Origin of the sequence: Thioalkalicoccus limnaeus (genome assembly GCF_041197575.1) — a bacterium.
GTDB classification, from domain to species: domain Bacteria; phylum Pseudomonadota; class Gammaproteobacteria; order Chromatiales; family Chromatiaceae; genus Thioalkalicoccus; species Thioalkalicoccus limnaeus.
This window is the reverse complement of sequence record NZ_JBDKXB010000003.1, coordinates 184,738-204,377: the sequence shown is the minus strand read 5'-3', so window position 1 is coordinate 204,377 and position 19,640 is coordinate 184,738. Positions and strand designations below refer to the sequence as shown.

General features: G+C 64.2%; 17 protein-coding genes. 9 read left to right on the top strand and 8 right to left on the bottom strand.

The window, feature by feature from the left end:
- Positions 1-7 precede the first annotated feature (7 nt).
- From pstB to ABC977_RS03850, 7 genes are all read right to left on the bottom strand, one after another.
- On the bottom strand, positions 8-835 hold the full coding sequence (gene pstB, locus ABC977_RS03880; protein ID WP_369665925.1) for a phosphate ABC transporter ATP-binding protein PstB: 828 nt from the start codon (positions 833-835) through the stop codon (positions 8-10).
- A 22-nt stretch (positions 836-857) separates the two neighbouring features.
- Positions 858-1,751, bottom strand: a complete 894-nt coding sequence (pstA, locus tag ABC977_RS03875; protein ID WP_369665924.1) for a phosphate ABC transporter permease PstA — start codon at positions 1,749-1,751, stop codon at positions 858-860.
- Entirely contained in the window at positions 1,748-2,698 is a 951-nt protein-coding gene (pstC, locus tag ABC977_RS03870; protein WP_369665923.1) for a phosphate ABC transporter permease subunit PstC, read from the bottom strand. The genes pstA and pstC overlap by 4 nt, the downstream gene beginning before the upstream one ends.
- Before the next feature lie 137 nt (positions 2,699-2,835).
- Entirely contained in the window at positions 2,836-3,891 is a 1,056-nt protein-coding gene (gene pstS / locus ABC977_RS03865) for a phosphate ABC transporter substrate-binding protein PstS (protein WP_369665922.1), read from the bottom strand.
- Between the two features lie 130 nt (positions 3,892-4,021).
- Positions 4,022-4,390: a PF20097 family protein gene (locus ABC977_RS03860; protein ID WP_369665921.1), complete on the bottom strand. Its 369-nt coding sequence runs from the start codon at positions 4,388-4,390 to the stop codon at positions 4,022-4,024.
- Between the two features lie 104 nt (positions 4,391-4,494).
- Complete coding sequence (pstS, locus tag ABC977_RS03855; RefSeq protein ID WP_369665920.1) at positions 4,495-5,559, bottom strand: phosphate ABC transporter substrate-binding protein PstS; 1,065 nt, start codon at positions 5,557-5,559, stop codon at positions 4,495-4,497.
- An 80-nt stretch (positions 5,560-5,639) separates the two neighbouring features.
- Entirely contained in the window at positions 5,640-5,909 is a 270-nt protein-coding gene (locus ABC977_RS03850) for a hypothetical protein (protein WP_369665919.1), read from the bottom strand.
- 236 nt (positions 5,910-6,145) lie between these two features.
- Here ABC977_RS03850 and ABC977_RS03845 point away from each other — a divergent pair, with 236 nt between their 5' ends.
- From ABC977_RS03845 to ABC977_RS03805, 9 genes are all read left to right on the top strand, one after another.
- A complete protein-coding gene (locus ABC977_RS03845; protein WP_369665918.1) occupies positions 6,146-7,195 on the top strand; it encodes a substrate-binding domain-containing protein in 1,050 nt (349 codons plus the stop codon).
- Positions 7,196-7,407: 212 nt separating this feature from the next.
- Positions 7,408-8,685, top strand: coding sequence for a SpoIIE family protein phosphatase (locus ABC977_RS03840; protein WP_369665917.1), 1,278 nt, complete (start codon positions 7,408-7,410; stop codon positions 8,683-8,685).
- 13 nt (positions 8,686-8,698) lie between these two features.
- Complete coding sequence (locus ABC977_RS03835) at positions 8,699-9,256, top strand: SiaB family protein kinase (RefSeq protein ID WP_369665916.1); 558 nt, start codon at positions 8,699-8,701, stop codon at positions 9,254-9,256.
- Between the two features lie 312 nt (positions 9,257-9,568).
- The gene (locus tag ABC977_RS03830) at positions 9,569-9,958 is read left to right on the top strand and encodes a DUF1987 domain-containing protein (protein ID WP_369665915.1); all 390 of its coding nucleotides are present in this window, start codon (positions 9,569-9,571) and stop codon (positions 9,956-9,958) included.
- A 62-nt stretch (positions 9,959-10,020) separates the two neighbouring features.
- Positions 10,021-10,746 carry a diguanylate cyclase gene (locus ABC977_RS03825; protein WP_369665914.1) on the top strand — a complete coding sequence of 242 codons (726 nt, stop codon included), beginning with the start codon at positions 10,021-10,023 and terminating at the stop codon, positions 10,744-10,746.
- 346 nt (positions 10,747-11,092) lie between these two features.
- Positions 11,093-13,291 (top strand): 5'-nucleotidase C-terminal domain-containing protein, encoded by a 2,199-nt coding sequence (locus tag ABC977_RS03820; protein WP_369665913.1) that lies wholly within the window; start codon positions 11,093-11,095, stop codon positions 13,289-13,291.
- 361 nt (positions 13,292-13,652) lie between these two features.
- Positions 13,653-13,856, top strand: a complete 204-nt coding sequence (locus ABC977_RS03815) for a tautomerase family protein (RefSeq protein ID WP_369665912.1) — start codon at positions 13,653-13,655, stop codon at positions 13,854-13,856.
- Between the two features lie 297 nt (positions 13,857-14,153).
- The gene (locus ABC977_RS03810; RefSeq protein WP_369665911.1) at positions 14,154-14,960 is read left to right on the top strand and encodes a CbbQ/NirQ/NorQ/GpvN family protein; all 807 of its coding nucleotides are present in this window, start codon (positions 14,154-14,156) and stop codon (positions 14,958-14,960) included.
- A gap of 168 nt (positions 14,961-15,128) precedes the next feature.
- Positions 15,129-17,495, top strand: a complete 2,367-nt coding sequence (locus tag ABC977_RS03805) for a nitric oxide reductase activation protein NorD (RefSeq protein ID WP_369665910.1) — start codon at positions 15,129-15,131, stop codon at positions 17,493-17,495.
- 32 nt (positions 17,496-17,527) lie between these two features.
- On the opposite strand, the gene metG is transcribed toward ABC977_RS03805, so the two are convergent.
- Positions 17,528-19,597, bottom strand: a complete 2,070-nt coding sequence (metG, locus tag ABC977_RS03800) for a methionine--tRNA ligase (protein WP_369665909.1) — start codon at positions 19,595-19,597, stop codon at positions 17,528-17,530.
- Positions 19,598-19,640 lie beyond the last annotated feature (43 nt).

The window sequence follows — 19,640 nt, the reverse complement described above, 5'->3', positions numbered from 1 at the left end:
GGGCGGGTCAACTGAATTCGCCGGCGACGTACTGGCGCGTCAGTTCCTGTTGCGGATCCTCGAAGATCTGGCGCGTCGCGCCCATCTCGACCAGGTAGCCGGTGCGGCCGCCCTGCGAGATGTCGACGCCGAAGAAGGCCGTGGTGTCGGCGACACGCATCGCCTGCTGCATGTTGTGTGTGACCAGCGCCACCGTGTAACGCGCCTTCAGTTCGAGCATCAGCTCCTCGACCTGGCGCGTGGCGATCGGATCGAGCGCCGAACAGGGCTCGTCCATCAGCAGCACATCGGGCTCGGTGGCGATGGCTCGCGCGATGCACAGCCGCTGCTGCTGACCGCCGGACAGGGACAGCCCGCTCTTGTTCAGCTTGTCCTTGACCTCTTTCCAGAGGGCCGCGCGCTCGAGCGCCCGCTGGACGCGCTCATCCAGATTGCCCTTGACACGGTTCAGCCGCAATCCAAAGGCGACGTTGTCGTAGATGCTCATCGCAAAGGGGTTGGGTTGCTGAAAGACCATGCCGATGTAACGCCGCACGATCACCGGGTCGACCCGCTTCCCGTAGACGTCCTGACCGTGGTACTTGACGTGGCCCTCGAAGCGAAAGCTCGGGATCAGGTCGTTCATGCGGTTGAGGCTGCGCAGCACGGTGCTCTTGCCGCAGCCGGACGGACCGATGAAGCCGGTGATCTTGCCCTTCTCGATCGGCACATGACTGTTTCGCACCGCGAGGAAGTCACCATAAAAGACCCGTTTCAGGTCGCAGTCGATGACCGCGTCGCCGGTCGGGGTGAAGGTCGCCGCGTTGTCTGCCAGGGCTTCGGCCGCTGCACTCATACTGGGTACCTCGAGATGGGGATTACACCTTTGGTCGGCCGATCACACGCGCCAGGATATTGAAGACCAAGACGATCAGGACCAGCACCAAAGAGGCCGCCCAGGCCAACTCGATCTGATTCTGGAAAGGCATCGCCGAGAAGTTGTAGATCAGGATCGACAGCGAGGCCGTCGGCTCCATCAGCTCGGACAGGTAGTAGTTGCTGAAGAGCGCGGTGAACAACAGCGGCGCCGACTCGCCGGCGGCCCCGGCCACCGCCAGCATCACGCCGGTCAAGATCCCGGGTACGCCGGTCGGCAGGACCACCTTCCAGATCACCTGACTGCGGGTGCAGCCCATGCCGTAGGCGGCATCGGTCATCCGGGTCGGTACCTGCTTCATCGCCTCCTCGGCCGCGAGGATCACGGTCGGCAGCATCAGCACGGCCAAAGCGACACCACCGGCCAGGGCCGAATAGCCGAACGAGATCACGAGGACCCCGTACACGAAGACGCCGGCGAGGATCGACGGGAAGCCGGTCAAGGTCTTGGCGACGAAGCGCGCGACATTGGCCACTTGGCTGTGCGGCCCGAGGACCGCGAGGTAGATGGCCGCGAGCAGACCGAAGGGCACACTGATCGCGGTTGCAATCCCAACCATCACCAGGGTACCGACGATCGCGTTGCCGAAGCCACCGCCGAGCTCGAAGCCCGCTGGCGGCAACGCGGTCAGGGCCTGCCAGTCCAGCCGCGCGCCACCCTCGCTGACCAGCATGAAGATGACCGAGAACAGCGGGATGCTACCGAGGATCGCGATCGTCCAAGTCAGCAGCGTCAGCAGTCCGCTGGTCAGCGCCCGCAACTCGAAGGCCTGACGCTCGAGGCGCGGCCGCGGCATCGCATCGGGGGAGGTGGTCAAGTCGATTGACATCATCATTTGCCCTCGAACTTCCGTACCGTGTATTGCTGTATCCCGAGGCCGACGATGTTGACGATCAAGGTGATCGCAAGCAGCACGACCGCCGCGTACATCAGGGCCTGAACCTCGATCTGGCCGGCCTCGGGGAAGCTCGACGCGAGCAGCGAGGCCAGGGTGTTGGCCGGCGCGAACAGCGACAGGTTGATCTGATTGCTGTTGCCGATCAGCATCGCCAAGGCCATCGTCTCGCCGAGCGCACGCCCGAAGCCCAGGACCAGCGCCGCCAGCAGACCGGATGACGCGGTCGGCAGCATGACCTTCAGGATCGCCTCCCAGCGCGTCGTGCCCATCCCATAGGCGGCCTCCTTGACCTTGTAAGGGATGCGGCGAAAGGCATCGACCGAGATCGCGGCCACCGTCGGCAGGATCATGATCGCCAGCACCAGCGCGGCCGGGGCCAGGCCGGGACCGCTCATGTCGGTACCGAACAAGGGTACGAAGCCCAAGTGCTGATGCAGCCATTCGGCGGCGGGCCGCAACAACGGGATCACGACATAGATGCCCCACAGGCCGTACACGACCGATGGGATCGCCGCGAGCAGCTCGACGATGGTTCGAAAGACCGCCGCGAGCCGCGCGTGTATGAAATCCTGGGTCAGGAAGATCGCGATGCCGATGCCGAAGGTACCGCCGAGCAACAGCGCGATCAGCGAGCTGTACAGGGTGCCCCAGATCTCGGGCAGGACGCCGAACTCGGCACGACTGACGTTCCAGGTCGTGCCCGTGATGAATCCGAGCCCGTGTTGCGAGATCGCCGGCAGCGCGAGACCGCCGAGCTCCCACATGATGAACAGAAGCAGGACGATGATCAGCGCGGCGCACGAAAAGGCGACCGCGCGGAACACCCGGTCGGCCAGCTGGTCGCTGGCCGATGGGGGGCGCGAGACGCCGCCAGCCGAGGTCATCTTATCAAAGGGGTTCGACGCCATAGATCTGGGCCTGCGATGCAAGGCTGATGGGCTAGGTGACCCGGGGATTCGCCGGGTCCGGGGGCGTCACGCCCACGGACTCGACAGGAACCCGACCTAGGCTCGGGCAGTCGTCAACGGATCAATTGCGCGACTTCCCGCACCTTGTCGATGACATTGTCGGGCAACGGCACATAGCCCAGCTCATCGGCGCTCTTCTGACCCTCGGTCAGGATGTACTCGACGAGATCGCGGGCCACCGCGGCCTTTGCCGGATCCTGGGTCTCGGGGAACAAGAGCCAGGTGAAGGTCGCGATCGGATAGGCTTGCGCCCCGGCCGGGTCGAAGACCCAGGCACGCAGATCCGGAACCTCGCTGCCCGGCAGGTTGCCGCCCGGGAACTCGGCGCTGGCCAACGCGGCCGAGCCGGTCTCCGGACCCGGCGCGACGAATTCGCCATCCCGATTCTCCAGTAGGGCCACCGGCGCCCCGGTCAGCTTCGCGAAGCCGAACTCGACATAGCCGATCGCCCCCGGGGTCTGCTTGACCGTGGCCGTGACCCCATCGTTCTTCGGCGCCTTGACGAACTTGGCGCTCTGCGGCCATTGCGGCGACGTGCCCTGACCGATCTCGGAGTTGAAGGCCTCGTCGATCGCGGCCAAGTGGCCGGTGAAGACGTAGGTCGTCCCCGACGAATCGGACCGGACCACGACGGTGATGTCGCGATCGGGCAGGTCGACCCCCGGATTGGCCGCGGCGATCCGCGGGTCGTTCCATTTGGTGATCTCGCCGGTAAAGATCGCCGGATAGACCTCGCGGGGCAGGCGCAGCTCGCTGACGCCCGGCAGGTTGTAGGTCAGCACGATCTCGCCGGCGGTCACCGGCAACAACACGACGCCGTTCTTGACCTGGCCGATCTGCTCATCGTTCATTGCCGCATCGCTGCCGGCGAAATCGACGATCTGATTGATGAAGTCCTGGATCCCAGCACCGCTGCCCTTCGACTGGTAATCGACGCGCGCACCTTTGGTCGCGCTGCTGAAGTCCTTGAACCACTTGGCATAGATCGGGGCCGGGAAGCTCGCCCCGGAGCCCATCAATCGGACCTCCGCGAACGCCGCCGGCGACACGGCGACGAGGGCCAAACAGCCAGCGATCAGGGTTCTCTTGAAGAGGGGTGACACATTCATGAGGCAAGGTACTCCCGGACGAGTTGATCGAGCGCTGACGGAACTTTGCGCCGCGCTATTCTCGTCGAAGACCTCGCCAACAGTATGACGATACGATGATATTTTCGTGACCGACCAAGCCCGGCCCGGCCTACGGCCGGACCAGCTTGTCATGATCGATCAGCAGCAGGCGGCAGTGCGGACAATGCCAGGCCATGTTCGCCGCTGGCCGCCACGCGAGGCTGATCGTGTTGTCGAGGGCTTGGCCGATATGCGCAAAGGTACCGGGTGGCGTCTGGCCACGCGGAGCGAAGATGGCACCCCTGCCGAGCATGACCCAGCCCTGTCGCATCGGCGTTGCGCAGCTCGGACAACGATAGTTACGCCCCTGCCAGAGCTCCGGACGATGGGCGACCGCGACATGGCGCCGGCTCAATCGATACAGCGCCCACAGGATCGTCAAGACGATCAGCAGAAAGAGCAAAATCATGGTCAGGGCCGAATCGGGCAAACCGCTCATCGCGCGGCTCCTCAGTGAATCATCGAGGTGGTGCCAAGATGATATACCCGTCACACATGAATTCTCCGCCGCGACCCACGACGCCGACTCATCGGCGAACCCGATCAGGAATCCGAAGGGATGGGTCCACGAAGATCGAGCCGCTCCATGATCTGCTCGACCGCCGCCGGGCTCAGCGGGATGTAGCCGAGCGGCGCCGCGTCCTTCTGACCGTCGGTCAGCGCGTAACGCAACACCTCGCGCAAGGTCCGGCTCTTGGGCTCCTCCGTAGACCGTGGCACGATCAGCCACGACAGGGCCAGGATCGGATAGGACTCGGCGCCTTTCGGATCGGCGAGGTCGCTCAAGTCCAACTCGGCGCGGAAGGACGCCAGGGTCGCCTGGAAGGACGCCTCGTTCGGCGGTACGAAGGCTCCGGCCTCGTTCTGCAAGGTGGCCATCGAGATGCCCGACAGGTGGGCGTAGGCGAATTGCACATAGCCGACGGCGCCTGGCACAGCCTGCACGAGCCGCGCGACACCGCCGTTTCCGCTGCCGCGAATGAGGCCCCCGCGGTCCTGCAGGGCCTTGGGCCAGACCGGCTTCAGGTTGGATCCGACAAGGTTCGCGAAGGTCTCGCTGATCGCGCTCAGATGGCGGGTCACGATCAGGCTGGTCCCGCTCGAATCGACGCGCGTGACGACCACGATCGGCCGATCCGGCAGGGCGACTCCGGGATTGGCGGCGGCGATCACGGGGTCGTTCCAGCGCACGGCTTCGCCGAGGAAGATCGCCGAGAGGGCCTCGCGCGACAGTTTCAGTTCCTCGATCCCGGGCAGGTGATAGGCCATGACGATGGCGCCGGCCGCCATCGGGATCTGGATCCAGTCCGCGCCGAGTTGTTCGAGAGCCGTCTCGGTCAGCGGCTCATCGGAGCCAGCGAAGTCGAATCGACCTTGGATCAGATTGGCGACGCCGGCGCCGCTGCCGATCGCCTGATAGTCGACCAACACGTTCGGGTGGGCCTGGTAGTAGTCACGAAACCAACGCATGTAGAGGGGAGCCGGGAAGCTGGCACCGGCCCCATTGATCCGGATCAGGTCGGAAGCCGCCAGCGGCGGGGCCAGCAGGGCCAGGATCAGGGCAGCGACGGCGAGGTGCCAGCGCGGGCTCGAATGCAAGAAGGGCATCTGGGATTCCTCGGTGTGGGCGGTCTGCGTCGGGACTTGGCTCCGGGGCATCGGGCCGTGCGCAGTTCTGAGCCGGTCCGTCACCATGGTCTTCTTTGCTCGCCGCGATGGGCCTCGAGCATGCGCTCGAAACGCGCCGGGTCCCGTTCGAGCGTCTGAATCAGATCGTCGACCAGCGTCCGCCAACCGGGGCCTCCGTGGGTCTTGAGCTCGAACAGCGCAACCACCAACAGCTTGGAAGCAGCCCGGATCTCGCGCTCGGAACCCTCGCCGTACCAGGCGACGAGCTCACGATACAGGGCCTCGACGCGTTCCAACGGCGTCGTCGTGGGGGCGTCGACCATCTTCATCTCGGCAGATATCGTTCCATGGCGAAGCGGCAAGATAGCCGACGAATGTTTTGATCTTGTGACGATGGAGCCCAGGCTGCGATCACCGTGGCGGCGGCGAGGGCCGGCGCCGAAGGCGCCGAACGGATCGGTTCCCCTGTCTGTCATCGAACCCTCACGCATCTGTCACGGTCTCGCAACACCGTCTGCGCACAATGATGCGTTGCCCTTCCAGCGCCCCGCGAGGTAACGCCATCGTGAACAAGCCCTTGATCGCCGTGACCGCGACAGCCCTGGCCGTGCTGCTGTCCACCCCGACCCTGGCCCGCGACCACATCCATATCGTGGGCTCGTCGACCCTGTATCCCTTCGCGAAGGCCGTCAGTGAACGGTTCGACGGCACGACCGACTTTCCGGCGCCGCGCATCGATTCGACCGGAACCGGCGGCGGCCTGACGCGCTTCTGTGCCGGTGTCGGCGAGGATCACCCGGACATTGCGAACGCATCGCGGCCGATCAAGACGAGCGAGCTCGATACCTGCCTGGCGAACGGTGTCGATCGGATCATCGAGATCCGGATCGGCTTCGACGGCATAGCAATCGCCAACTCGCGGGCCGCCACCCGACTCGATCTGAGTCTGCAAGAGGTCTGGATGGCCTTGGCCAAGGTCCTACCGGACCCAGCCGGCGGCGATGAGCCGATTGCGAACCCCTATCAGACCTGGCGGGCCCTGCGCGCCGATCTGCCCGAGACGCGAATCCAGGTGCTGGGTCCGCCGCCGACGTCCGGCACCCGTGACGCCTTCATCGAGCTGGCGATGGAGCCCGGCTGTGATCGAGTTGCAGCGATCGCCGCATTGCGAGGCATCGACAAGGATCGGCATCAGGCCTTCTGTCAGGAGATCCGTGACGATGGCGCCTTCGTCGAAGCCGGCGAATACGACGACTTGATTTGGAACCGGTTGGTCGTCGATCCCACCGCAGTGGGGATCTTCGGATTCAGTTACCTGGATCGAAATGCCGACAAGATCCAAGCGGCCCGGATCGACGGCATCGAGCCGAGCATCGCGACCATCGCCGACGGCCGTTATCCCCTATCGCGCCCGCTCTACCTGTATGTGAAACAGGCCCACCTTGACCAGATCCCGGGTGTCGAGGAGTACCTGGCCGAGCTCACCAGCGATGCCGCCTGGGGTCCGGATGGCTACTTGGCGGCCGTCGGGCTGATCCCGCTGCCGGAGAGCGACCGCGAGGCCATGTCCGAGCGGCTGCGCGGCCGAACCGGCCTGGAGCGGTCGGCGCAATGACACGGAGGCCATGCGAGGAATCATGGTGCCCTTGAAGAATTGCCATCCGGGCAATTCTTCGAGACGCAAAGCGAAAATGCGCTTTTCGCTTTGCGCCATGTTCAGTCGCTTGGGCGACGGAACATGGCGGGGCATCCTTGCACCGCGCGGGCACCTTGAGTTTTTCCAGGTGCCCTTGTGGTGCCCTTATACAACCATCGATACGGGTGGTTATGAGAGACGGTTACTCGGATAGGGCCGCCAGGAAGCCGCTGGAAATCGGCGCGGCCACCAAGGAAGCGCGCCGCGCCGGCGATCTGCTGAAGCCGGTCGAACCGATCACCGCCAGTCATACAAACGACGAGGTGGCCCAATGCTTCGCGGCGAATCCTACGGTCCAGAACCTACCGGTTCTCCATGCTGAGCGGCCGATGGGTCTGATCAATCGGGGCCTTTTCGACAACATGATGTCGAAGCCCTATTACCGCGAACTCTACGGCCGTCAAAGCTGTATCGCGTTCATGGACAAGAACCCCCTCGTCGTCGAATCGGACATGACGATCGAAGCCGTGACCGCGCTCGCCATCGAGACCGGCGAAAAGGTCTTCGCCGATGGCTTCATTCTGGTCGACAAGGGCCGTTATCGTGGGGTCGGACAGGTCATGGATCTGTTGCAGGCCATGACCGAACTGCAAGCCCGTCAGCATCGGCAACTGTCTGAGAGCATCGACTACGCGGGCATCATCCAGTCGTCTTTGATGAAGCCCTCCCGTCACGCCTTGACTCAGACCTTCCCCGATGGCCACTGGGTTTTATGGCGACCGCGAGACACCGTCGGTGGCGATCTCTTCCACTTCACCGAAGCGCCGGGTGGCTTCCTGGCGGCCCTGTTCGATTGCACCGGGCACGGGGTCCCCGGGGCCTTGATGACCCTGATCGCGGATGCCGCGTTCGAGCGTGCGATCGCGCAGCATGGTCACGATGACCCGGCCGCTTTGATCGCGTCGATGAACCGCCGAATCAAACATACGCTGGGGCAATTCGACAACGCCCCCGAACTCTCGCCGCGAAGCGCCGGCTCCGATGACGGGCTGGATGGCCTCCTGGTGCGTGGCTGGATCCGGGAGCACCGCTTGGTCTATGCCGGAGCTCGACTACCGCTGTTTCGAGTGCTTGCCGGGAATCCAGCGGACTGCGAGGTCTTGCGGTCCGACCGTCACGGTGTCGGTTACGCGGCGACACCGGCCGACATGCGCTGGAGCAACCACAGCATCAGTGTGACGCCCAAGGACCGGTACTATCTGGTGTCCGATGGAATTCTGGATCAGATCGGCGGTCCCCGCCGAATCGCTTTCGGCAAGCGACGCCTGACCCGTTTCCTGGTCGAGTCGCGGACGCTCGGGATGGCGGCACAAAAGGACGCCTTCGCAGAGATGTTCTCCGTTTACCAGGGGAACGAGCGCGTTAGGGACGACCTGACCATCCTGGGTCTCGAGTGGCCTGGCGACTGATTGGAGATCGGCGATGAATCGATACCTTTCGGCTTGCACGGATCGGGAATCCTGTCTCGCGCAGAATCCGGGGCTCATCTTCTTCTACGTGGGCTATTTCTCGCAAAACATCATCAATGCCATCGGCGATGCTGTTCGGCTGCGACTGGAGTATTCGGAGATGCCGGGCGGCTTGCGCCGCAGAATCTTCTCGATCTTCATCGAAATGGCGCAGAACGTCGTTCGCTACTCGAGCGACCAATTGGTGTCGGGACCGCAGCAAAACGAGTTGCGCGCGGGTTCCGTCTGCATCACACAAGAGAATGGTCGGTTCCTGATCATCTGCAAGAACCCGGTTACGCAGGATTGGGCAGAGCGGTTGCGGCCCGTCCTGGAGGAACTGCGGCTCATGTCGGTGGAGGAGATCAAGCGGTCGTATCGCGAGCAGTTGCGCAAAGAGTTGCCCGCGGATAGTGTCGGCGCCGGACTGGGATTATTGACGATCGCCCGCGACAGCGATGGCCCAATCGAATTTGCTTTGGAACCGGATCCGACTGGCGAATTACTCTTCACCCTCAAGGCGACGCTTTAGCCGTGTCGAGGCCTTGGGTCAGCCCTATAGAGGACCTTGAAAAATTGCCATCCGGGCAATTTTTCGAGACGCGAAGCGAAAATGCGATTTCCGCTTCGCTTCATTTTCCGTCGCTTAGGCGACTGAAAATGGCGGGGCATCCTTGCCCCGCGCGGGCACCTTGAATGTTTCAAGGTGCCCTATAGGCGTCTGAATAGAAGGCCGAGTGGCACACGAAGCACCTGGTTGCTCGGCGTTGTGACAAATGGCCAGGAAGGCCTTCTTGCAAGGTCCCCTACAGGGGTCACGAACGTGCCATCCGGAGCAGATACCGTGGAGAATAGGCTATACATCCCGGCGACGGCCGATACGCCCGAAGTCGATTTCGATTTCGATGCGCGGCGCCTACGATTGCGCGGCGAGTCCTATCCAGAGAGCGCGGTGGCCTTCTATCACGACATCTTGCAACGGACTCGTGCGTTTTTGGATGGAATCCAAGGTGACCAGGTCTGGGTCGCGATGGAACTCAGGTACTTCAACAGCTCGAGCACCAAGATGCTGTTCAATCTGGTGCATGATCTGCATCGCGCGGCGCAGGCCGGCAACCACGTGCATCTCGACTGGTTTCATGACCCGGAGGACGACACGATCTTGGAGTTCGGTCAGGAGTTGGCGGAAGACTTTTCCGCGATTCGTTTCCGTATCGTCCCATCCGCAGGCTGATCCGCGACCCCATGGTCTCGCTTGCCGACTGTCTCGCGCCACATCGGGCCCCGGCCTGAGCCATGATGGAACCAGACCTATTCGACATCGAAAGGAAGGCGCTTTCCGACGCCCGCCGCGCGCTCGAAACCCAGGAGGCGAACGGGCACCGGCTCGGGCTCGCAGCCTTGATCGGCGACTACGAGCGCGTGATTCGAGAGATGCGCCGGCTGATCAGTCACGCGGATCGGACCGAACGCGAACTGAATCGGGCCAACCAGCGCTTGACCGAGTTGACGCAGACGCTGGACTATCGGAGCCGACACGATGGTCTCACCGGCCTGCTGAATCGCGAGACCCTGATCGGCCAGGCGGAAACCTGGCTGACCACAAAGACTCTCGGCCTGATCATCGTCGACATCGATCATTTCAAGCAAGTGAACGATCGGTACGGACACCCGATCGGGGACCGGATCCTCATCGAGGTCGGTAGGGCCTTGCTGGCCCATGCACCGGTGTACGGCGGCCTGTGCGGTCGGCTCGGCGGCGAAGAATTCGCAGTGATTGTCCCGGCGGCAACGCCGATCGCCTTGATGCAGTGCGCGACCGGCGCCGCCGTCGCGATCCGGGCGCTCCGTCACGACCAACATCCCGGTCTGCGGGTCACCGCGTCCTTCGGGGTCGCATTGGCCGAACCAGGTGCCTGCTTCGACCGCCTGTATATCTGCGCCGATGATGCCTTGTATCGCGCAAAACACACTGGCCGCGACCGCATCGAACTGGTTGCCGATTGTATCGGTGCCGACTGAGGGGCACTAGGGCCAGATCGCTCTACGCAGCAACACCTTACCGGACGTGATCGCGGGCTCGCGACCACATTTTCCTGCCCAGTTACTCGAGGGTTCATCGCGTCACGACCCCGTCATCAGCGTTTTTTAGACTGACCGAGGTTCGCTTCGGCGCATACCTCGGCCCCGACCGGCAGGACGCCGCGGGATACTAGCGATGACGAGCCCGTGGGCAACCCCTCCACCCGAGACTTGCGGCGCCCGAAGCGCCGTCACGGGTTGGCAACCAAACCGGGTTGGTTGGGCACCTGTTCGCGTCATCGCGACAAACATCCGACGGCATTCGGTGCATTTGGAGACATCCCCGATGAACGGCATTCGAACCCTTTGGTCGGCCATCGGCCTCGCGCTGATCGCGACCATCCTCGTCGCTGTCCCGGCCGTAAGCGAGGCAAATCCCCCTGGTCAAGGCCGCTGGGGTCTCCCCACTTTGACCGTTGGCGACGCGAGCGCCTTCGAGAGTGACGGCGTCATCGCCTTTCCGCTGACGCTCGATCGCCCGGCGCCACGCGCGTTGCGCGTGATGGGCGTTCCCCTGCCGAAGACGGCCAAGCCGATCAAGGACTTCCGCCCTGGTGCGGTGTCGACCCTGATCCCCCCCGGTGCCACCCGAGGAACGCTCGAGGTGACCATCCATAACACGGAGGGCGTCGGCCCGGACCGCGAGTTCAAGCTGCTCGCCGCGGCACCCGGCGCGATGCTGTCGCAGCGCACCGCGACCGGTACGATCCGCGACGACGACCCGCTGACGATCCACCTGTTGCACATCAACGACCATCACTCGAACCTGCAACCGACGAGCAACACGCTCGACCTGGGTACCAGCGGCGGCGCCTTCAGCGTCCCGTTCGGCGGCTTTCCGCGGATCACGGCCAAGATCGACGAACTGGCATCGCAGCGCGAGCACGTCGCCAAGCTGCACGCCGGCGATGCGATCACCGGCACCCTGTACTACACGCTGTTCAAAGGCCAGGCCGATGCCGACCTGATGAACAGCGTCTGTTTCGATGTCTTCGCGCTCGGCAACCACGAGTTCGACGACGGCGACGCCAACCTGGCGCAGTTTCTCGACGGGCTGAACGCCGATCCGCATTGCGATACCACGACCGTGGCGGCCAATGTGGTTCCGGCCATCGGAACGCCGTTGACCCCGATCGCCGCCGACGACTACATCCAACCGTACGCAATCAAGGCGTTCCAAGGACAGGAGGTCGCCTTCATCGGTATCGATATCGCGGGCAAGACGATGAATTCGTCGCAACCGCTGCCGACCACGCAGTTTCTCGACGAGGTCGAGACCACGCAACGCTATGTCGACGAGCTCGCGGCGCAGGGCATCGACAACATCGTGCTCGTGACCCACTACGGCTATCAGAACGATCTGGCGTTGGCGCAAGCCGTGACCGGGGTCGATGCGATCATCGGTGGCGATTCGCACACGCTGCTCGGCGATTTCGCGCGGTACGGACTGCCGTCCGGCGGCCCCTATCCGACGATGATCACCAATGCCGACGGTGATCCGGTCTGCGTCGCCCAAGCCTGGCACTACTCGTGGGTCGTCGGCGAGCTCGCGGTGACCTTCGAGCGGGGCAAGCTGGCGGGCTGCGACGGCACGCCGCACCTGTTGCTCGGCGACACCTTCGTCCGCGGTAACGCGGCGGTCGGCGAGCCGGAGCGCTCCGAAATCCTCGCCGCCATCGCTGCCGATCCGCAGCTCAGCATCGTCACGCCGGACCCGGACGCGCAAGCGATCCTCGAGGGCTATGCGGCCCTGGTCGACGAATTGAGCGAACAGGTGATCGGCGCAGCCGGCGAGGTCCTGTGCGAGCGCCGGGTGCCCAATCAGCCGCGCGGGGCCGCGCCCTGCAACGCGAATGCCGTGGCCTTATCCGGTGCCCAACTCGAGGTCAACGGCGGCTTCAGTCAGCAGGTCGTGACCGATGCCTTCTTCGCCCGGGCCTTCCGCGCGGACCTGGCCATCCAGAATGGCGGCGGTGTGCGCATCAGGATCCCGGAGGGCGACATCACGATCGGCACCGCCTATAGGCTGCTGCCCTTCTCGAACACCCTGGTCGAGCTGGAGTTGACCGGCCAGGAGGTGATCGACAGCCTCGAGGACGCGCTGGCCTTCTATGCGCGCAACCCGGGGGCCAACACCGGGGCCTTTCCGTACGGATCGCACATCCGCTGGGAGATCGACATGAACCTGCCACAAGGCGCGCGGGTAGCGAATGTCGAGATCCGGGAACGGGGCACCGACGATTGGTCGGCGATCGAGTTGGATGCCGACTATGTGGTCGTCACCAACAGCTTCATCGCGTCCGGCCGTGACGGGTACCAAACCTTCGGCGATGCCTTCAATCAAGGTCGCTACACGGATACCTTCATCAACTACGCCCAGGGTTTCGTGGACTATCTCGAACAGGATCTCGCCGGCGCTCTGCTTTTCGCTCCGGCCCCGGAACACTTCTCGACCCAATCTTTCGTCCCATTGACCCCGCCCTGACCTCCTGACATTGACCCGGGCCGCCTGTCGGCCCGGGTGTTTTCCGAACGATCCTTGCGCTCCAGATGGATCAAGGCCGAGGCGGCGTCTGGACCGGCGGCAACGCCGAGGATAAGTCGTTCGGTATTAGCCTGGTCACCCGCCGGATCTTCCGCACCTTCGACGTCTATCTGTCTGTACAATAGGGGCACGCTAAGCATTCAGTTGGTCTTCCAAGCACCTGGAAGGCGTTCAGCCATCTTGACGAGTCGAACTGGCGCGACTAATCTCGCCATCATCCCCCGTGATTTTTCAGTGGCTTACCATGTAAGCCTAGAAGAGCCATCGTCTGACACCGACGACAAACGATCAAAGGGCCGCGATGCCTTACGTCAACATCAAGATCACGAACGAAGGCGCCACACCCGAAAAGAAGGCAGAACTGATCCGCGGTGTGACGGACCTGCTCCAGAATGTGCTCGGCAAGAACCCTCGGACGACGGTCGTCGTCATCGAAGAGGTGGATCCGGACAATTGGGGCATCGGTGGCGAGACCGTCACGACGCGTCGGCAACGGGAAAGGTAGGCAGCAACGGACCACTCTCGACCGGACCGTCTTCAGATTCGCCGGGTAGCACGCGCTAGTGCGGCGGACATCAACACCGGCGGCCCACCCCTGAGCAAGACCCATCCGAGAAAGGAACGCTCGGGTTCGCCCACGCCCCTCCATCACGACGCCACAGCGACACCGTCAGCCGGCTCGAGTGAGCGGGTGTCGCGCCATGCCGTGGGGCCGCGATGCGGCTGCGCGTCTTCCCGGGGGTTGGCGGGGCATGTTTCCGAGCCATACGAAGACTCTCGCTTACAACAAGAGGAGGACGCCATGAGCGACATCGATAAGAAGCAATACCTGATCCAGGATGAACCCTATTACCGGCCGGTCGCCAACGAGGTCGCGATGTACGAGGCGGCGTATGCGGCGCGGATGCCGGTGATGCTCAAGGGTCCGACCGGCTGCGGCAAGTCGCGGTTCGTCGAATACATGGCCTGGCGTCTCGGCAAGCCGCTGATCACGATCGCCTGCAACGAGGACATGACGGCCTCCGACCTGGTCGGACGCTTCCTCCTCGATATCAACGGCACCAAGTGGCAGGACGGCCCACTGACGGTGGCCGCACGCGTCGGGGCCATCTGCTACCTGGACGAGGTCGTCGAGGCCCGACAAGACACGACGGTCGTGATCCACCCGCTGACCGACCATCGCCGTAACCTGCCGCTGGAGAAGAAGGGCGAGCTGGTCCAGGCCCACCCGGATTTCCAGCTCGTGATCTCCTACAACCCGGGTTACCAGAGCCTGATGAAGGACTTGAAACAGTCGACGAAGCAGCGGTTTGGCGCGCTGGATTTCGACTACCCGTCAGCCGAGATCGAGACCGAGATCGTCGCGCACGAGGGCAACGTCGAACGTGCCGTGGCCGAGAAGCTGGTCCAAGTGGCTCAGCGCAGCCGCAACCTGAAGGGCCACGGCCTCGACGAGGGCATGTCGACGCGATTGCTGGTCTATGCCGCGCAATTGATCGGCAAGGGCATCGATCCGCTGTCAGCGTGCCAGATGGCCCTGGTCCGGCCGCTGACCGACGATCCGGACATGCGCGATACACTCGATGCCGCGGTGAACACCTACTTCTGACCGACGCCCGCGGCGTTCCTGCACCGCACATCGGTTGCGCGCTGCACCGAGCGCGCGGCCGCTGCGAACGGCCCATCGGGGCGGTTCGTTCCGCACCCGGCGGGTGCCCCGGTCATTGTTGAATCCTTTTCCGTAGCAGCGGAATCGATCGAGGCGAGCCATCGAACCATGAGCATCGACTTCAGCGAACACCTCTCCTGCCTGAGCAGCGACCCGAATCATGCGCACCGGCAAGCACTGGAAGCGAGCTACCAGGAGGCGGCGCGCCTGATGTCTCCGCGCGGTCTCGAGAATTATCTGACCGGGATCCGCGCGATGTGCTCGCTCGGCAAGGGCGAGGACCTGACCCTGACCTTCGTGCAGGAGATGCCGCTGGTCGCGAAGGAGGTCGGCGAGGACGTGGTGCCCGACGTGGTCGCGCACCTGATGAAACTCGCGTCCTTGACGTCCGGGACCGTGATCGCGCTGCACCTGGCCCATCTGCCCTTGGCGGCCAGCCGTCTCGGCGACGCCGACGTGCTGCGCGGTTATCTGAACCTGGTCCATCAGTTGGCCGGCAAGGTTCCACGGGGTCTGCGGCCGATGATGGAGAACCTCGACGAGCTGCTGTCGAAGCTGACGCTGGGCGGGCTGCGCCGCTGGGCCCTGTGGGGCGCCCAGGCCCACCAGCGTGACCTCGATGGCCAGATGGCCTATTTCGGGCTCAAGACCGAGTCCTCGCGTGCGGTCCTGCAGAAGGAACGGCGCGGCACCCTGTTCGTCGATAACCAGCGCCGGCTCAACTTCTACCTGCGGGCGCTGTGGGCGCGCGCCTTCTTCATGCGGCCGACATCCGGTGATTACGAGCGGCGTCAGGGGCTCAAGCCCTTCATTGCCGACTTCCAGATCCATCTGCCGGACGCCTTCGACACCCATCGCGGCATCGGCGGCGTGGAGATCTACCGCGCCGCGGCGGCCCACTGCGCGGCCCACCTCGTTTATACGCGCGAACCGATCAGCGCCGAACAACTATCGCCGGCCCAGATGAAGTTCATCGAGCTGTTCGAGGACGCCCGCATCGAACACTTGGCCTGTTGCGACTTTCCCGGGCTCGGGAAGCTCTGGCTTCAGTTCTTCACCGCGCCGCTGACGCTCGATGACGAGGCGCGCGATCTGCATCCGACGGTGGACCTGATGATGCGAGTCGCCCGGGCCCTGCTCGACCGGAATTACCAGGATTCCGATCCGCTCGTGATGGAGACGGCAACGGCCTTTCGTGCGGAGCTCGCAACGCGCGCCGGCGACAACCAGATCAGTTGGGATGCCGGGGTCACGCTGTACCACAAGGTCGTCGCCCGGCTGCCGTTGCCGAACCTGCGCGTGCTCGAGGACTGGCCCCTGCCCTACCGCGATGACAACGCCTATGTCTGGTCCTTCCGCGAAAACCCGTTCATCGCACGCGGCCTGGACTATCTCCCGGCGTCGCAAAAACAGGTGCGTAAATACGTCTCCGCGATCGAGATGGCCAACGAGGTCGACGTCGAGACCGCCGGCGACGATGCCCAGGAGATCTGGGTCTGTGCCACCGAGTTCTTCCCATACGAAGACGAGGGCGTGTCCTTCAACGAGACAGAGGGCAAGGAACCGATCTCCGAGCCCTACCACTACCAGGAGTGGGACTATCAGGTGCAGCTGTTCCGGCCCGATTGGGCGACGGTCATCGAGCAGCGTCAGGGACGCGGCGACCCGGCGCTGATCGACGGGATCCTGACCAAGCACAAGCCGGTCGCGAGCCGCATCCGCCGGCTGATCGACGCCTTGCAACCGCAGGGCGTCGTGCGCAAGCGCGGCTACGAGGAGGGCGAGGAGCTGGACCTGAACGCCGCCGTGCGCGCGATGATCGACATCCGGCGCGGCACCATGCCGGACCCGCGGATCAATATCCGCATCACGCGCCATGTCCGCGATCTGGCGATCCTGGTGCTGCTCGATCTCTCGGAATCGACGAACGAACGCATCGATCAACAGGACCCCGACAGCCCGACGGTCCTCGAACTGGCGCGGGAATCCACCGGCCTGCTGGCCTGGGCGATCGCCGGCATCGGCGATGCGTTCGCGCTGCACGGCTTCGCCTCGGACGGCCGTCACGAGGTCCAGTATTACCGCTTCAAGGACTTCCACCAGGGCTACGACGACGAGGCCAAATCACGGCTCGCCGGCATGAAGGGAGGCCTGTCGACGCGGATGGGGGCCGCGCTGCGCCACGCCGGCTGGCACCTCGCGCAGCAGAGCGCCCAGAAGCGTCTGGTACTGCTGATCACCGACGGCGAACCGGCCGATATCGACGAGCGGGATCCGCAGTACCTGCGCCACGACACCAAGAAGGCCGTCGAGGAACTGGCGACGCGCGGCATCCACTGCTATTGCCTGACCCTGGATCCGGAGGCCGACCGCTATGTCGCGCGCATCTTCGGCGAGAACCGCTACTCGATCGTCGACCAGGTCGAACGGCTGCCGGAACGGCTGCCGGCGGTCTTCGCGGCCCTGACGGCCTGAGGGGCGGGTCGCCCCCGGACCGCGGGCGACGCTTATTTGACGCGCATCCCGGGTTCGGCCCCGGCATCGGGGGACAACAGGAAGATGTCGCTCCCGCCGGGCCCGGCCGCGAGCACCATCCCCTCGGAAACGCCGAAGCGCATCTTGCGTGGCGCCAGGTTCGCGACCATCGGTGTCAGCCGCCCGACCAGGTCTTTCGGGTCATAGGCGGCGCGGATCCCAGCGAACACAGTGCGGGTCTCACCGCCGAGATCGAGCGTCAGGCGCAGCAGCTTGTCGGCCCCATCGACGGCCTCGGCCTCGAGGATGCGCGCGATGCGCAGATCGAGCTTCGCGAAATCGGCATAATCGATCGTCGCGGCAATCGGCTCCCGTACCAAGTGATCTGCTGCGACCGGCGCGGCGGCCTCGGCCGTCGCGGCCGGGTCACCGGCGCGGGCCAAATCCTCGCGCGAGGCCGCGACCATCGCCGCGACCCGTGCCGGCTCGACCCGGGTCATCAGCGGCTTGAACGGTGCGATCTCGTGCCCGAGCAAGACCGCGCCCGGTTGCGGGTTGGTGATCGCGTCCCAGGTGAGCGGCTCGATTTGCAGGAAGGCTTCCGCGTCCGCGGCCGTCCTCGGCAGGATCGGTGTCAAGTATCCGATCAGGATCCGGAACAGGTTGATGCCCATCGAGCAGATGGCCTGGAGCTCCGCGTCCTGGCCCGGCTGCTTGGCCACGACCCACGGTGCCTTGTCGTCGATATACTTGTTGGCGCGATCGGCCAAGACCATGATCTCTCTGACCGCGCGACTGAATTCGCGCCGTTCGTACGCCTGGGCAATGGACTCGCCCGCCTGGACGAAATCCTGGATCAACTGTGGTTCGGCCAGCCGGTCGGCCAGGCGGCCGGCGAAGCGCTTCGAGATGAAGCCCGCGCAGCGGCTCGCGATGTTGACCACCTTGCCGACCAGGTCGGCGTTGACGCGGGCGACGAAATCCTCGAGGTTGAGGTCGATGTCATCGACGCCCGGGCCGAGCTTGGCCGCGAAGTAATAGCGCAGGTACTCCGGGTCGAGGTGATCGAGATAGGTCCGGGCCTTGATGAAGGTGCCCCGCGACTTGGACATCTTCTGACCATCGACGGTCAGGAAACCGTGGGCGAAGATCGCGCTCGGCGTCCGGAACCCGGCGCCATGGAGCATCGCCGGCCAAAAGAGCGCGTGGAAGTAGATGATGTCTTTGCCGATGAAGTGATAGACCTCGGCATTCGAGTCGGGCCGCCAGAAGTGGTCGAAATCCAAGCCGGTGCGGTTGCAGAGGTCCTGGAAGCTCGCCATGTAGCCGATCGGTGCATCGAGCCAGACATAGAAGAACTTGCCTGGATGATCGGGGATCTCGAAGCCGAAGTATGGCGCATCGCGCGAGATGTCCCATTCTTGAAGCCCGGCCTCGAACCACTCGTCGAGCTTGTTCGCGACCTCCCGCTGGAGGCTCCCGCCGCGCGTCCAGTCCTTGAGCATCACCTCGAAATCGCCGAGTCGGAAGAAATAATGTTCCGACTCGCGCTGTTCCGGGACCGCCCCCGAGACCGCGGAACGGGGATTTCGCAACTCGCTCGGCGAATAGCTCGCGCCGCAGACCTCGCAATTGTCGCCATACTGGTCCGACGCACCGCACTTCGGGCAGTCGCCACGGATGAACCGATCCGGCAGGAAGATCCCCTCGACCGGGTCAAAGGCCTGCGTGATGGTGCGGCTGACGATGTGGCCCTTGTCGCGGTTGCGGCCGTAGATCAGGTTCGCGAAGTGGCGGTTCTCCGGCGAGTGCGTCGAGTGGTAGTTGTCGAACCCGATGCGAAATTCGGCGAAGTCGGCCTGGTGCTCGTCGGCGACCCGTGCGATCAGCGCCTCCGGGGCGATCCCTTCCTGGCGCGCGCGCAACATGATCGGCGTGCCATGGGCATCATCGGCGCAGACATAGTGGCACGCGTGGCCACGCATCTTTTGGAAGCGCACCCAGATGTCGGTCTGGATGTACTCGACGAGATGGCCGATGTGGATCGGGCCATTGGCATAAGGCAGGGCGCTGGTGACCAGGATGTCTCGTTTCGCGGGCATGTCAGGGTCCGGTGCGGGCACGTGGGGAATCGACGACGGATCG

What these genes read in the sequence shown, in the direction of transcription:
- ABC977_RS03825 (WP_369665914.1), top strand. Translation starts at nt 10,021, where the DNA reads ATGATGGAACCAGACCTATTCGACATCGAAAGGAAGGCGCTTTCCGAC.
- ABC977_RS03815 (WP_369665912.1), top strand. Translation starts at nt 13,653, where the DNA reads ATGCCTTACGTCAACATCAAGATCACGAACGAAGGCGCCACACCCGAA.
- ABC977_RS03835 (WP_369665916.1), top strand. Translation starts at nt 8,699, where the DNA reads ATGAATCGATACCTTTCGGCTTGCACGGATCGGGAATCCTGTCTCGCG.
- pstB (WP_369665925.1), bottom strand. Translation starts at nt 835, where the DNA reads ATGAGTGCAGCGGCCGAAGCCCTGGCAGACAACGCGGCGACCTTCACC.
- pstC (WP_369665923.1), bottom strand. Translation starts at nt 2,698, where the DNA reads ATGACCTCGGCTGGCGGCGTCTCGCGCCCCCCATCGGCCAGCGACCAG.
- metG (WP_369665909.1), bottom strand. Translation starts at nt 19,597, where the DNA reads ATGCCCGCGAAACGAGACATCCTGGTCACCAGCGCCCTGCCTTATGCC.
- ABC977_RS03820 (WP_369665913.1), top strand. Translation starts at nt 11,093, where the DNA reads ATGAACGGCATTCGAACCCTTTGGTCGGCCATCGGCCTCGCGCTGATC.
- pstS (WP_369665920.1), bottom strand. Translation starts at nt 5,559, where the DNA reads ATGCCCTTCTTGCATTCGAGCCCGCGCTGGCACCTCGCCGTCGCTGCC.
- ABC977_RS03810 (WP_369665911.1), top strand. Translation starts at nt 14,154, where the DNA reads ATGAGCGACATCGATAAGAAGCAATACCTGATCCAGGATGAACCCTAT.
- pstS (WP_369665922.1), bottom strand. Translation starts at nt 3,891, where the DNA reads ATGAATGTGTCACCCCTCTTCAAGAGAACCCTGATCGCTGGCTGTTTG.
- pstA (WP_369665924.1), bottom strand. Translation starts at nt 1,751, where the DNA reads ATGATGATGTCAATCGACTTGACCACCTCCCCCGATGCGATGCCGCGG.
- ABC977_RS03805 (WP_369665910.1), top strand. Translation starts at nt 15,129, where the DNA reads ATGAGCATCGACTTCAGCGAACACCTCTCCTGCCTGAGCAGCGACCCG.
- ABC977_RS03840 (WP_369665917.1), top strand. Translation starts at nt 7,408, where the DNA reads ATGAGAGACGGTTACTCGGATAGGGCCGCCAGGAAGCCGCTGGAAATC.
- ABC977_RS03860 (WP_369665921.1), bottom strand. Translation starts at nt 4,390, where the DNA reads ATGAGCGGTTTGCCCGATTCGGCCCTGACCATGATTTTGCTCTTTCTG.
- ABC977_RS03850 (WP_369665919.1), bottom strand. Translation starts at nt 5,909, where the DNA reads ATGAAGATGGTCGACGCCCCCACGACGACGCCGTTGGAACGCGTCGAG.